Source organism: Pseudomonas hamedanensis, from assembly GCF_014268595.2.
In the GTDB taxonomy this organism is placed as follows: Bacteria; Pseudomonadota; Gammaproteobacteria; order Pseudomonadales; family Pseudomonadaceae; genus Aquipseudomonas; species Aquipseudomonas hamedanensis.
This window is the reverse complement of the sequence record NZ_CP077091.1, coordinates 4,702,731-4,714,828: the sequence shown is the minus strand read 5'-3', so window position 1 is coordinate 4,714,828 and position 12,098 is coordinate 4,702,731. Positions and strand designations below refer to the sequence as shown.

Annotated in this window: 16 protein-coding genes; 7 read left to right on the top strand and 9 right to left on the bottom strand. The window is 60.4% G+C overall.

What is annotated here, in order from left to right; genetic code table 11:
• Window positions 1-35: 35 nt before the first annotated feature.
• Genes HU739_RS20505 through HU739_RS20495 form a run of 3 tightly spaced genes read right to left on the bottom strand, consistent with a single transcriptional unit; the run spans window position 36 to window position 1,074 of the window.
• Entirely contained in the window at window positions 36-374 is a 339-nt protein-coding gene (locus HU739_RS20505; RefSeq protein WP_186547116.1) for a hypothetical protein, read from the bottom strand.
• Window positions 371-757 carry a phage holin family protein gene (locus HU739_RS20500; RefSeq protein WP_008079909.1) on the bottom strand — a complete coding sequence of 129 codons (387 nt, stop codon included), beginning with the start codon at window positions 755-757 and terminating at the stop codon, window positions 371-373. Before HU739_RS20500 ends, HU739_RS20505 begins: the two co-directional genes overlap by 4 nt.
• Before the next feature lie 2 nt (window positions 758-759).
• Window positions 760-1,074, bottom strand: a complete 315-nt coding sequence (locus tag HU739_RS20495) for a DUF883 family protein (protein WP_186547117.1) — start codon at window positions 1,072-1,074, stop codon at window positions 760-762.
• Between the two features lie 303 nt (window positions 1,075-1,377).
• Here HU739_RS20495 and HU739_RS20490 point away from each other — a divergent pair, with 303 nt between their 5' ends.
• Window positions 1,378-2,586, top strand: a complete 1,209-nt coding sequence (locus HU739_RS20490; protein ID WP_186547118.1) for an ammonium transporter — start codon at window positions 1,378-1,380, stop codon at window positions 2,584-2,586.
• Here the strand turns inward: HU739_RS20490 and HU739_RS20485 are convergent.
• Complete coding sequence (locus HU739_RS20485; RefSeq protein ID WP_186547119.1) at window positions 2,583-4,295, bottom strand: cation:proton antiporter; 1,713 nt, start codon at window positions 4,293-4,295, stop codon at window positions 2,583-2,585. The genes HU739_RS20490 and HU739_RS20485 overlap by 4 nt on opposite strands.
• 198 nt (window positions 4,296-4,493) lie before the next feature.
• Between HU739_RS20485 and HU739_RS20480 the strand changes: the two genes are divergently transcribed.
• From HU739_RS20480 to HU739_RS20470, 3 genes are all read left to right on the top strand, one after another.
• Complete coding sequence (locus HU739_RS20480; protein ID WP_186547120.1) at window positions 4,494-4,730, top strand: glutaredoxin family protein; 237 nt, start codon at window positions 4,494-4,496, stop codon at window positions 4,728-4,730.
• A gap of 111 nt (window positions 4,731-4,841) precedes the next feature.
• Window positions 4,842-5,159, top strand: coding sequence for a transcriptional regulator (locus HU739_RS20475; RefSeq protein WP_186547121.1), 318 nt, complete (start codon window positions 4,842-4,844; stop codon window positions 5,157-5,159).
• A 70-nt stretch (window positions 5,160-5,229) separates the two neighbouring features.
• Window positions 5,230-6,120 (top strand): pseudouridine synthase, encoded by an 891-nt coding sequence (locus HU739_RS20470; RefSeq protein WP_186547122.1) that lies wholly within the window; start codon window positions 5,230-5,232, stop codon window positions 6,118-6,120.
• 77 nt (window positions 6,121-6,197) lie between these two features.
• Here the strand turns inward: HU739_RS20470 and HU739_RS20465 are convergent, their stop codons facing one another.
• Window positions 6,198-6,419: a YgdI/YgdR family lipoprotein gene (locus HU739_RS20465; RefSeq protein WP_016770600.1), complete on the bottom strand. Its 222-nt coding sequence runs from the start codon at window positions 6,417-6,419 to the stop codon at window positions 6,198-6,200.
• 78 nt (window positions 6,420-6,497) lie between these two features.
• Window positions 6,498-7,100 carry a molybdenum cofactor guanylyltransferase MobA gene (gene mobA, locus HU739_RS20460; protein WP_186547123.1) on the bottom strand — a complete coding sequence of 201 codons (603 nt, stop codon included), beginning with the start codon at window positions 7,098-7,100 and terminating at the stop codon, window positions 6,498-6,500.
• A gap of 81 nt (window positions 7,101-7,181) precedes the next feature.
• Here mobA and moaB point away from each other — a divergent pair, with 81 nt between their 5' ends.
• Complete coding sequence (moaB, locus tag HU739_RS20455) at window positions 7,182-7,721, top strand: molybdenum cofactor biosynthesis protein B (protein WP_122591925.1); 540 nt, start codon at window positions 7,182-7,184, stop codon at window positions 7,719-7,721.
• Window positions 7,705-8,931 carry a molybdopterin molybdotransferase MoeA gene (locus HU739_RS20450; protein ID WP_186547124.1) on the top strand — a complete coding sequence of 409 codons (1,227 nt, stop codon included), beginning with the start codon at window positions 7,705-7,707 and terminating at the stop codon, window positions 8,929-8,931. Before moaB ends, HU739_RS20450 begins: the two co-directional genes overlap by 17 nt.
• Window positions 8,932-8,992: 61 nt before the next feature.
• Here the strand turns inward: HU739_RS20450 and HU739_RS20445 are convergent, their stop codons facing one another.
• The gene (locus HU739_RS20445; protein WP_186547125.1) at window positions 8,993-9,301 is read right to left on the bottom strand and encodes a hypothetical protein; all 309 of its coding nucleotides are present in this window, start codon (window positions 9,299-9,301) and stop codon (window positions 8,993-8,995) included.
• 315 nt (window positions 9,302-9,616) lie between these two features.
• Here HU739_RS20445 and yegS point away from each other — a divergent pair, with 315 nt between their 5' ends.
• Window positions 9,617-10,534, top strand: a complete 918-nt coding sequence (yegS, locus tag HU739_RS20440) for a lipid kinase YegS (protein WP_186547126.1) — start codon at window positions 9,617-9,619, stop codon at window positions 10,532-10,534.
• Here yegS and HU739_RS20435 read toward each other — a convergent pair.
• Complete coding sequence (locus tag HU739_RS20435; RefSeq protein ID WP_186547127.1) at window positions 10,518-11,177, bottom strand: response regulator; 660 nt, start codon at window positions 11,175-11,177, stop codon at window positions 10,518-10,520. The genes yegS and HU739_RS20435 overlap by 17 nt on opposite strands.
• Window positions 11,174-12,067 (bottom strand): sensor histidine kinase, encoded by an 894-nt coding sequence (locus tag HU739_RS20430; protein WP_186547178.1) that lies wholly within the window; start codon window positions 12,065-12,067, stop codon window positions 11,174-11,176. The genes HU739_RS20435 and HU739_RS20430 overlap by 4 nt, the downstream gene beginning before the upstream one ends.
• Between the last annotated feature and the right edge of the window lie 31 nt (window positions 12,068-12,098).

Here is a 12,098-nt window from a genome sequence, read left to right as displayed (position 1 = left end):
GCCGATAGTGCAAGAATGTAGCCAGATGTATCGCGTCAGCGTTTACGCGTGGTTTGCAGGACCAGTTTGATCAGCGGACCCAGCGTGGTGCCCAATCGAACCAGCCGGCCCAGACCGCCGGTGCCGCCGCTTTTCGCGCCCTTGCCGGTCAGAAAACCCAGTAGCGTCACGGCTGCCACGCCCCATAACGGCGCGTGTTTGATGCCGAAGCCATCCTGCAGGTTTTGCGTCATGCCGCGCACACGCTGCAGTGGCTGCAGCACTTGCCCGGCTTCGTGACGAATTTCCTGGCGATGCATTTCCATGCGCAGGCGGATCAGCGCCTTGCGCATTTCTCGCCGCGAGCTGTTGTGGGGAAGTTCAGGCAGGCTCATGGCAGCAGACGCTCCCGGTCGTTGGCCAGCTCTTCGAGCGTGCCGTGGAAGGGCGAGGATTCATCGAAGATCGCCGCCTTGAGGCGCAATCCGCAGAAAATCGAAGCCAGGGTATAGAAGACACACAGGCCGATGATCGCCGCCAGGCGGTATGTATCCCAGAAGATGATCATAACCAGTGTCGACAGGCCCACCAACAGCAGCAGGGCGAAGACCAGCGCCAGACCGGCAAACAGCAGCAGGCTGACGGTGCGTGATTTCTGCTCCTGCAATTCGATGCCGAACAATTCGACATGACTGTGCAGCAGCCCCAGAACAGCGGCGCCCAGGCGCCGCGTGGAGGAGGCGGTGCCCGCAGTCGGGCCGGATTCACCGATCGACATGATCAGCGCCGCGTGGCCAGCAGGCCAATCAGAAAGCCGACGCCAGCGGCGATGCCGACCGACTGCCATGGGTTGGCCGAGACGTAATCCTCGGTGGCGGTCACGGCGGCCTGGCCGCGCTCGCGCAGGGTGTCCTCGGTGAGCTTGAGGGTCTCACGGGCGCGCAGCAGGCTTTCGTGGATCTGCCCACGCAATTCATCCGCCTGATCGCCGGCCAGGGTGGCGGTGTGCTCGAGCAACCGTTCGGTGTCGGCGACCAGAGTCTGGAAGTCGTTCATCAGGATTTCTTGAGCAGTCTTTGCCTTGATGCTGGCCATGGGTGGATCTCCGTAAGTGGCGTCTGAAGCGTTCGAGTATGAGCCTTGCGCGAAGGTTCAGTACAAATGACTGGTACAACTTTTGCTGTGTGCTGGTGCATCGCCTGGCATTCGTGCGCTGTTGCCGGGCGTGCCGGTGCAAAACCTTAACTCAAATGATCCCGGTTCGTGTCAGTCCATCGATCTTGTGCGCCAAAGCGGTTCGTCGATCCTTGATCGCGGTGACTGCGTTGGCGCAACTTGGTGCATGAAATGGGCGAGCGAACCGCTTTGGTGCCTTTTTAGCCTTCAGGTCTGCCTCCCATGGAAACTCTACAAAGCGCTGTGGACACGCTGGTTCACAGCTCCAATACGTTGTTCATTCTGATCGGTGCGGTGATGGTGCTGGCAATGCATGCCGGTTTCGCCTTCCTGGAAGTCGGCACCGTCCGGCAGAAGAACCAGGTCAACGCCTTGTCGAAAATTCTCAGCGATTTCGCCGTCTCCACGCTCGCCTATTTCTTTATAGGCTATTGGATCTCTTACGGCGTGACGTTCATGCAGCCGGCGGCTGTGCTGAGTGCCGATCATGGTTACCCGCTGGTAAAATTTTTCTTTCTGCTGACTTTTGCCGCAGCGATTCCGGCGATTATTTCCGGAGGGATCGCCGAACGCGCGCGCTTTGTTCCACAGCTGTGTGCCACGGCATTGATCGTTGCGTTTATCTACCCGTTTTTCGAAGGCATCGTCTGGAACGGCAACTACGGTGTGCAAGCGTGGCTGACGGTGCAGTTCGGGGCAGCGTTTCATGACTTCGCAGGCTCGGTGGTGGTGCATGCCATGGGCGGCTGGCTGGCGCTGGCCGCGGTGCTGCTGCTTGGCCCGCGAAATGGCCGCTATCGCGACGGACGCCTGGTTGCGTTTGCACCTTCGAGCATTCCTTTCCTGGCACTGGGCTCGTGGATCCTGATTGTCGGCTGGTTCGGCTTCAACGTGATGAGCGCCCAGACGCTGCAGGGCGTCAGTGGCCTGGTGGCGGTCAACTCGCTGATGGCAATGGTCGGCGGCACGGTGGCGGCTTTGATCGTCGGGCGCAATGACCCCGGGTTTCTGCACAACGGCCCATTGGCCGGACTGGTGGCGATTTGCGCAGGGTCCGATCTGATGCACCCGGTCGGCGCGCTGGTCACCGGCGCGATAGCGGGCGCGCTGTTTGTCTGGTGCTTTACCGCCGCGCAGGTCAAATGGCGCATTGACGACGTGCTGGGGGTGTGGCCGCTGCACGGCTTGTGCGGTGTGTGGGGCGCCATTGCCTGCGGTATTTTCGGCCAGACCGCGCTGGGCGGCCTGGGCGGCGTCAGCCTGATCAGCCAGTTGCTCGGCACCGCACTGGGCGTTGCGGTGGCGCTGCTCGGCGGTTTCGTGGTTTACGGCGTGATCAAGGCGCTGCATGGGCTGCGCCTGACTCAGGAACAAGAGTATTACGGCGCCGACCTGTCGCTGCACAAGATCGGCGCCGTGAGTCAGGACTAACGCTCTTCATCATCGGCACCGGGATAAAAACCGTGCAGCAGGCGATAGCGGTCGATGCGCACCTGATCGACCTTCGCCTGCACCTGATGCGCCGGCAGACCGAGCATGATCAGCGCGTGAGAGGCGAGCATCAGACTCGATTCCAACAGCTCCGGCACCACTTCGCTGGCGCCGGCCGCTTTCAGTTCGGCCCATTGGCTGTCGTCGCGCGTGCGGACCAGAATCGGCACGTGTGCGTTAAGTCGCCGCGCCTCCTTGAGAATGCCCAGGGCCACGTCACTTTGATCCACCGCAATCACCAATAGCTTGGCGCGCAGCAGGCCAACGGCGGTCAGCAAGTCACCGCGCGACGAGTCGCCGTAATGCACGGCGCTTTCTGCGCACGCGGCCTCCCGGACACGCACGGGGTCATTATCCAGCGCGATATAGGGTTGACTGGCGTTGCGCAGAAAGCGTCCGATCGACTGGCCGACGCGACCGTATCCGCAAATCACCACGTGCTTGTCGAGGTCGGCGTTGAGCGCACTGATCTGTTCGATCTGAGCTTCCTGATTCGGCTTGCGGTGCAGCGCTGCCGCGATGCGTGGCGCCGCCCGCAGCAGCAAAGGCGTGAGCAGCATCGAGCAGAATGTCGCCGCCAGCAGCAGGGCGCCCAGCTCGGCAGGCATCAGCTGGTTTTGCTGCATCTGCGCCATCAGGGCAAAACAGAACTCGCCGCCCTGGGCCAACGCCAGACCGCTGCGCCACGCCGTTTCACTGTCGCTGCCGCGCCATTTCACCAACAGCGCGACCACGACGCCCTTGATCAGCATCAGGCCGAGGGTGAGGCCGACGATCAACAGACCGTGACTGGCAAACAGTTGCAGGTCGATCAGCATGCCGATGCTGACGAAAAACACCCCGAGCAGGATGTCGCGAAAGGGCCGGATATCGGCTTCGATCTGGTGTCGATAGTGACTCTCACCGAGCAGCATGCCGGCGAGAAATGCGCCAAGGGCCGGCGACAGACCCAGCAAGTGGGTCAGCCACGCGGTGAGCAGCACAATCACCAGCGCCAGCAGGACAAACAACTCCGCCGAACGCGAGGCCGCTACCTCATGGAACAAACGCGGCAGCAGCCAGCGACTGGCCAGAAGCAGGCCGACAAACAGCACCACGGTCTTTGCCAGGGTCAGCGGCAACGCCCAGTACCAGGCCTGCTCGCTGCTGCCGGCGAAGACCGGCACCAGGGTCAGCAGCAACACCGCGACCACGTCCTGGAACAATAGAACGCCAATCGCGTTCTGGCCGTGGCTACTGAACACTTCGCCGAGGCTGCCCAGTTCCTTGGTGACGATCGCGGTGGAGGACAGCGAAAGCCCCGCGCCGAGCAATAGCGCCGGCGTCATTGGCATGCCCAGCAGCATCAGCAACAGACCGAGGACGGCAGTGCTGATCAGCACCTGCTGACTGCCGAGGCGGAACACCACCTGACGCAATGCAATCATCTTCGACAGCGAGAACTCCAGGCCCAGGGAGAACAGCAGGAACACCACGCCCAGTTCGGCGACGTCGGGCAGGTGTTCACTTTCATTGACCCAGTCGAATGCGCTCGGCCCGACCAGCAATCCCACGCACAGGTAACCCAGTACCGGCGGCAGCCGCAGGCGACGGAACAGGGCAATCACCACGAGGGACGAGGCGAGGATGATCAACAGGTTGGCAAACACGAGACGCTCCGATGTCAGGCTCTGGCCTCTCAAGCGTAGAGGCAAAAAGAGCGGGAGGATGACGGATCGGTGATTTGAGCGCACTGATGTGCGTCAGGGTTTTACCCCAGGCCCCGATCGTACCTTTGAGCGGTCACGGGTCGACGGGTTTTTCAAGGGCGCCTAGAATAGGCGCACTCATTTTGTGGTTGAGCACGCATGCCTCCTGAATGTCAGCTGTTCGGCACCCTGGGGTGTCACCTATGCGAAGTCGCTGAAGCTGAACTGATGCCTTTTGTCGAGCATGGTCTGCTGGTGGAACTGGTGGATATTGCTGAAGACGAATCGCGGTTCGAAGCGTACAGCCTGCGAATTCCCGTGTTGCGTCGCATCGACACCGGGGCGGAGCTGGACTGGCCGTTCAGTGCCGATCGGGTCGTGGCCTTTCTTCGCTGATCCGCTGTTCGCGCCGCTCCGCCGGTCGCAACTGCACAACCATGCCTTGGCACTTCCCGGTTCATTCGGTTACTGTATGTCCATACAGCAATCGAGTCAGAGGGATGAACCGTGGTCAATGTCGAACAGTTGAAGAGCAGCGTTAACCGGATGTCGGTCGACGTGGTGCGCGAGGCCGTCCTCGAATTGCGCCTGGACGGGCTGGTCACGGAAGGCAAGACGCCGTTCAACAAGCTGCATTTCAACACCTGTTTCGCCGAAATCGAGGCATTGTTCCAGCGCGCCGGCTATCACAAGCAACTGGATGTGGTCGGCTATCAGGGCTTGCTGTACGCCTTGTATGACCCGGGGCGCTGGGAGGCGGTCGATGTGTTGCGCTGGCTCAAGGAATTCACCGAGGCCGCAGCGCTCAAGACGATCCCGGCCTGAGGATTCTGCGCTAGGTTCGCATCCTGCAGTGCGGGATAATGCCGACCAGTCTTGAGGATTCGATTTGCGTATGCCCACCACTACCTTTTCTGCCGCTCAGAACCAGGCGAGCACGCTCTACCTGCCTCCCGGGTCCTGGCTGACCGTACTCGATTGCCTGTGCGAGCATTTCAGCGCCATCGGTCGTGAGCAATGGCTGGACAGGATCGCCCGCGGGCGGGTGCTTGATGGTCAGGGGCAACCGATCTCGCTGGACCTGCCCTACAAGGAAGGCCTGCGGATTCACTATTTTCGTGAGGTGCCGGACGAGAAGCCGATTCCGGTAGTCGAGACAATTCTCTATGCCGATGAACATCTGGTGGTCGCGGACAAGCCGCATTTCCTGCCGGTCACGCCCGCGGGGGAGTATGTCGAGCAAACCTTGCTGCGTCGCTTGATCCGCCGTCTGGACAATCCGCATCTGGTGCCCTTGCACCGGATTGATCGGCACACGGCGGGGCTGGTGATCTTTTCGGCCGATCCGCAAACCCGCTCGGCCTATCAGTCGCTTTTTCCGACACGGCAGATCGACAAGTATTACGAGGCGATAGCCCCCGCGTTGCCTGATCTGAGCTTTCCCCTGGTGCACAAGAGTCGTCTGGTCGATGGCGAGCCGTTCTTTCGCATGCAGGAGGGGCCGGGTGTCAGCAATACCGAGACGGCGGTCGAGGTGCGGGAAAAAAACGGCGATCTCTGGCGTTATGGCCTGTTCCCGGTGACCGGCAAGAAGCACCAGTTGCGTGTCCACATGACCGCGCTGGGGGCGAGCATCTGCAACGATCCGTTTTATCCGGATGTGCTGAAAGACGTCGAGGACGATTACGCCAATCCACTCAAGCTTCTCGCCCAGGGGTTGCGTTTTATCGATCCGGTGACCGGTGAACAGCGCGAGTTCCGGAGCCAGATCAGCCTGCACTGGTAGCGGCGCAAGTACTTTTCAGCGCCCATGAAAAAGCCCGCAAATCTGCGGGCTTTTCTGTATCCGGCGTGCCGCTGAGCTTACAGCTCTTTAACGGTACGTACCTGATCCTTGTTGATGCGAGTTTCTTTGCCGTCCAGCTGCTGGAACTCGTAGAAGCCCGAATCATCATCGTATTTCGGGGTGTCGACGGCCTGGATTTCGCGACCGTCATTCAAGGTGATCACTGTAGGCGAGGAGCAACCGGCGAGGGTGGCCAGGCCCAGTGCGAGCATGAAAGTGGCGAGGGTCCGTTGAGTCATGGGTGTGTCTCCGAATGGGAAATCTTCTGGTTACTGAGCTTGAGACGTACACAAGGCGTGAGAGTTCCTTGAATGCTGTCAGTCTGACACAGTGTTGTGCGCATTTAACAGTTCAGGGGTGTTGAGGTTGGCCAGGCGCGGGTCATTGTCAGGGCATTGCAAGGCGTTCGCGCCGAGGTTGCGCATCACCCGGCCGGGGCTGCGCTCGCCGCTTTTCCAGGCCTCTTCGAATGCCGGTAAAAGGCCGACCGGAATCACGCAGAGCAACGGTTGCCAATGTTCTCCCTCGCGCAACATTAAAGGTTTTTCAGGTTGCTCGCTGGCGGCCTCGCGCATACGTTGCAGCAGGGCTTCGTCAATCAGCGGAACGTCGCACGGCAGGACCAGCAAGTGTGAATGACGGGCAACTTTCAGGCCTGCCAGAATCCCCGCCAGCGGTCCCGGAAAGTCTTCTTCGTCATCAGCCACCAGTTGATCGGCAAACGGCGCATAGCGCTGACGATTGCGGTTGCACGAGATGATCAAATCGTCAGTCAGCGTGCGGACCTTGCGTTGCTGATGCGCAATCAACGGTTCGCCCTGCCACGGCACCAGACCTTTATCCTGGCCGCCCATGCGTTGGCCGCGTCCGCCTGCCAGCAGCAGAATCGAGCAGGGCGGCAATGGCGTTGGCTGGGGCATGGCAGCTCTCCACAGGGAAGGCGAAAAAATCGAGCGCTGTGATATAACACCGGGCTGTTTCTTCTACAACTGGATGAGCCTATGAAAGCCAAGGCTGATGTACCTTTCGTGCCGCTTAATATAGCGGTGTTGACGGTCAGCGATACCCGCACCCTCGAAACCGATACCTCAGGCCAGGTGTTTGTCGACCGCTTGACAGCGGCGGGCCACAATCTGGCGGAGCGGGTCTTGCTCAAAGACGACCTGTATAAAATTCGCGCGCAAGTCGCCAACTGGATCGCCGATGATGTTGTGCAGGTGGTGCTGATCACCGGCGGCACCGGTTTTACCGGGCGTGACAGCACACCGGAAGCGGTCGCGTGCCTGCTCGATAAACAGGTGGACGGCTTTGGCGAATTGTTCCGGCAAATCTCCGTGGCCGATATTGGCACCTCGACCGTACAGTCGCGGGCACTGGCCGGTCTGGCCAACGGTACGCTGGTTTGCTGCCTGCCAGGCTCGACCAACGCTGTACGCACGGGTTGGGACGGTATCCTCGGCGAGCAATTGGACGCGCGTCATCGCCCGTGCAACTTCGTCACCCATCTGAAACAGGCGGCGCCTTGTGAATCCCGTGGGTAAGCCGGGCAAAACCGCCAGCTTGATGCCGGTCGAAGCGGCCCTGGCGCGTCTGTTGGAAATGGCCGATGCATCGCCGATTGCCGAGCGCGAGTATTTGCCGCTGGCTCAGGTCGAAGGGCGAGTGCTGGCTGAAGGTCTGGTATCCACGCTGGATCTGCCACCTTGGCCAAACAGCGCCATGGATGGCTACGCCCTGAACCTGGCGGACTGGACGGGTGAACCCCTGCCGGTCAGCCAGAAGGTGTTCGCCGGGCAAGCCCCGGAGCCGATAAAGCCTGGGACCTGTGCGCGAATCTTCACCGGCGCGCCGGTACCCGCGGGTGCCGACTGTGTCGAGATGCAGGAAAACACTGAGCTCCAGGCCGATGGGCGGGTGCTGTTCACTCAGCTCATGAAGGCCGGTCAGAACATCCGCCCGCAAGGTCAGGAAACGACCGTGGGCGAGTGCGTACTTGCCGCCGGCACCCGGCTGGGACCGATCGAGCAAGGCTTGTCAGCTTCGTTGGGCTGCGCAGGCCTGAGCGTGGTGCGTAAAGTGCGTGTGGCGGTATTGTCCACAGGCGATGAGCTGGTTGAGCCTGGGCAGGCACTCGGCCCGGGGCAGATTTACAACAGCAACCGCGTGGTGCTGTGCAGTTGGCTGCAGCGTCTGGGATGTGAAGTGATGGATGCGGGCATTCTTCCCGATGATCTGGCCGCGACCCGGCTTCGTCTGGGTGAATTGCAGGATGTCGATCTGATCCTGTCTACCGGTGGAGTCTCTGTCGGCGAAGCCGATTTCCTTGGCATAGCGCTGCGGGAAGAGGGTGAGCTGGCGCTGTGGAAACTGGCGATCAAACCCGGAAAACCGCTGACGTTCGGACATTTTCGCAATGTTCCGGTCATTGGTCTTCCTGGCAATCCGGCGTCGACGCTGGTGACCTTCGCGTTGCTGACACGCCCTTATTTGTTAAGGCGCCAAGGCGTACAGGACGTCGAGCCGCTGAAGTTCACGGTGCCGGCGGGGTTTGTCTGGCCTGTGGCCGGAAACCGTCGCGAGTACCTGCGGGGCCGGCTTGAGCAAGGTCGGGCGATGATTTACCAAAATCAGAGTTCTGGTGTGCTGCGCAGCGCCGCGTGGGCCGACGGGCTGGTGGAAGTGCTGGAAGGACGCACGCTGACTGAAGGGGACGAGGTTGCTTTCATTCCATTAAGCGAGCTTCTGGGCTGATCTCGTTGCAGCCAGTACACGCGTCGGCTGATAAAGCTGACGCGTGTAAAAAAACGTTGAGTCAATTGCTGATCAGTGACACCAACTGGTCGAATCGGCTATTGGCGACCCAACCCAGCAACCCCAGCACGATCGTCGTCGCACCGGCCGAATAGGCCAGTCGATGCTTGATCGTTTTGACATCGTTGCGAACTTCGTCCATGTCCCGGCGGATATATTTGAGATGGGTCTCCAGCTCGGTGACACGAGGTTCCATTTCGATTTCTCCAGGGGTCTTGGCGCTTTTATTGAAATCCGACTGATGACTTGCGCGACTTTCGGCGAGGGCGGCGACCGGACTCACTGGTATTCTGGCTTCATGACTTTGCATGGAAACATCCACCAGCTATTTCAAGTGAACGCTTGCTGCCTGATCCATCTGGCGAACGGTCATCAGCCCTCGGGGCGTATCTGCTCATTACCGGCACATCCTTGTGTTGTTGGATTGAAAAACGATACCGCCGGCACACGTTGACCTAATGCTTGTGCCGGGTCAATTGAGCCGATTCCTCATGTTTCGTAAGAAAAAATACCACCGTGTAGGACGGTGCAGCCGGACAGGCGAATTTATTGAGACGCTGACGGCTTTTTTGCGCGTCGCGGTGGTCAAGATGATTCAACCGTATCAATTCTGGGAGTGACGTTTATGAGTGAGCGCCGGGCACTGTTGATTCTGCATGGCAAGCAGGCACTCAACGAGGCTGTTCGTGCAGCCGTACTGGACCGGCGCGAGCGGGGTTGGGAGCTGGCGGTTCGGCTGACCTGGGAGGCCGGGGATGCCAAACGCCTGGTGGAAGAAGCCCTGGCAGCTGGATACACGCACATCATTGCCGGCGGTGGCGATGGCACGTTGCGCGATATTGCCGAAGCCCTGGCCATGCACCCACGCCAAGCCGGCCTGGTCCTGCTGCCGCTGGGGACTGCCAATGACTTTTGTCGTGCCGCCGGTATTTCGCTGGAGCCTGCCGAGGCTCTGGAGCTGCTTGATACGCCGCCCACTGACATCGATCTGGGCGAAGTGGGCGGACAGATTTTCCTCAATATGGCCACCGGCGGATTCGGCAGTCAGGTCACCGCCAATACCTCGGAAGATTTGAAAAAAGTCTTGGGCGGCGCGGCCTATCTGTTCACGGGCTTGTCCCGATTCAGCGAGTTGCATGCCGCCTATGGCGAATTGCAGGGGCCGGATTTCCAATGGGAAGGCGAGCTGCTGGCATTGGGCATTGGCAATGGTCGCCAGGCCGGAGGCGGGCATGTCCTGTGCCCCGATGCGCAGGTGGATGACGGGCTGCTGGACATCAGTATTCTGCCGGCCCCGCAGGAACTGGTCGGCACGTTGAAGAACCTGCTCACCGAAGGTTTCGGTATCGACAGTATGTTTGTGCGGGCGCGGCTGCCCTGGGTCGAGATCAAGGTGGCGGAAGGGCTGTACATCAATCTCGACGGTGAGCCGCTGGAGGGCAATAGCCTGAGGTTTGCGGCGCGGCCGGCAGCCTTGCAGGTGCATCTGCCCAAGCATTCGCCGCTTTTGGCGCGCTCGGCGTCAATCAGTCGTCAAGGCTGATGATCTGCTCGCGCACGGCGAATAACACCAGGCCGGCCACGTCGTAGATTTGCAGGCGCTTCATGATCTGCGAGCGGTGGGTCTCGACGGTCTTGATGCTCAGCCCCAGACCATTGGCGATTTCGCGGGTGGATTTGCCCCGGACTATCAGTCTGAGGATTTCCAGCTGGCGCGCTGTCAGGTTGTGCGACTCGGCAACTTCCGGCTGGTTTTTCTGATTGCGGGTCAGTGCCTGGTTGATCACGGTGTGAGCGATGGCCGGGCTCAGGTAGCGCTCGTTGTTACGCAGGGCTTCCAGCGCGTGTTCAAGCTCGGTGGCGGTGGTGTCCTTGAGCAGGTAGCCATGGGCGCCGGACTCCAGCGCCTGCATGATCAGGGTCGGGTCGGTGTGCATGGAAAGGATCAGGACCTTGCTCTGCGGGCGGACCCGCTTGAGGCGTTGCAGGGCTTCCAGACCGCCGGTTTCCCTCATCGAGATATCGAGCAACACGATGTCGGGACTCAGTTGCTCGACCATTTCGAGCAGTTGCGAGCCGTCATTGGCTTCGCCGATTACCGCGTAACCGGGAATATCCAGCACCAGAGCGCGCACGCCGGCCCTGATCAGCGAGTGGTCATCCACCAGAAGTAAGTTACAAGTCAACGCATAACCTTATTCGTACTGGCCCGCTCGAGTGCTCGGGGCGCCCAGGGGAAAAGTGCTTCGATTTGTGTGCCTTTGCCCGGCTCGCTGGTGACGCTCAGTGTGCCGCCCAGCTGTTCGATTCGCTCGGCCATCCCGGCCATGCCCCGTTGTCCTTCCCGTCCTGGATTGACTGCAGGGGCAAACCCAAGCCCGTCGTCGCTGATCAGCAACGTCAGACCTTGCGGCAGGCGCTGAACACGCACCAGCAGGTTTTGCGCTTGTGCATGACGCAAGATGTTGGTCACCGCTTCCTGGGTGATACGGAAAGCGGCGACCGCCATTTCCTCCGGGATACCGTTCAGACGCTGCTGGCAATCGAGGCTCCAGTGTACCGAAGTATTGGCCAGTGTCTTGAGCAGGTGAGCACGCAGGCTGGCTTCCAGACCCAGGCTGGTCAATTGACGCGGATTGAGAATCGCCGAAACGTCGCGCACCTTGTTCAGTGTTTCTTCAAGCGTGTCGCAGAGCACCGTACATTGTTCCTGCAGGTCTTGCGGCAGGCGCCGTTTAAGCCATTCGCCTTGCAGTTTGGCGGCGGTCAGCAACTGGCCGATATCGTCATGCAATTCGCGGCTGAGCCGATGGCGTTCGTTCTCCTGCACCTGAAGCAGACGATCGGCCAGTTCCTGTGGCTGAAACTTGATCGACTTGCGCGACAAGCGATATTGCACCCAGACGCACGCTGTGGCCGCGATATTGAGCAACAGCAGGGCGAGGCTCACTGGCGCAGAAAAACCGTAGGTGAGCAGGCTGCCGAGCGCTGCCGCGACGCACAGTATCAGTGTGATCCGGCGGGCATTTTCCCGGGAGGGTGGCCATGTGATGAATGACTTGAGGCTGGCGTACATAACGAATGGAGCCACTGGATGTTCGCTGCGG

Coding starts and splice junctions, on each gene's coding strand:
- HU739_RS20505 (WP_186547116.1), bottom strand. CDS start 374: ATGAGCCTGCCTGAACTTCCCCACAACAGCTCGCGGCGAGAAATGCGC.
- HU739_RS20500 (WP_008079909.1), bottom strand. CDS start 757: ATGTCGATCGGTGAATCCGGCCCGACTGCGGGCACCGCCTCCTCCACG.
- HU739_RS20495 (WP_186547117.1), bottom strand. CDS start 1,074: ATGGCCAGCATCAAGGCAAAGACTGCTCAAGAAATCCTGATGAACGAC.
- HU739_RS20490 (WP_186547118.1), top strand. CDS start 1,378: ATGGAAACTCTACAAAGCGCTGTGGACACGCTGGTTCACAGCTCCAAT.
- HU739_RS20480 (WP_186547120.1), top strand. CDS start 4,494: ATGCCTCCTGAATGTCAGCTGTTCGGCACCCTGGGGTGTCACCTATGC.
- HU739_RS20470 (WP_186547122.1), top strand. CDS start 5,230: ATGCCCACCACTACCTTTTCTGCCGCTCAGAACCAGGCGAGCACGCTC.
- HU739_RS20465 (WP_016770600.1), bottom strand. CDS start 6,419: ATGACTCAACGGACCCTCGCCACTTTCATGCTCGCACTGGGCCTGGCC.
- mobA (WP_186547123.1), bottom strand. CDS start 7,100: ATGCCCCAGCCAACGCCATTGCCGCCCTGCTCGATTCTGCTGCTGGCA.
- moaB (WP_122591925.1), top strand. CDS start 7,182: ATGAAAGCCAAGGCTGATGTACCTTTCGTGCCGCTTAATATAGCGGTG.
- HU739_RS20445 (WP_186547125.1), bottom strand. CDS start 9,301: ATGCAAAGTCATGAAGCCAGAATACCAGTGAGTCCGGTCGCCGCCCTC.
- yegS (WP_186547126.1), top strand. CDS start 9,617: ATGAGTGAGCGCCGGGCACTGTTGATTCTGCATGGCAAGCAGGCACTC.
- HU739_RS20430 (WP_186547178.1), bottom strand. CDS start 12,067: ATGTACGCCAGCCTCAAGTCATTCATCACATGGCCACCCTCCCGGGAA.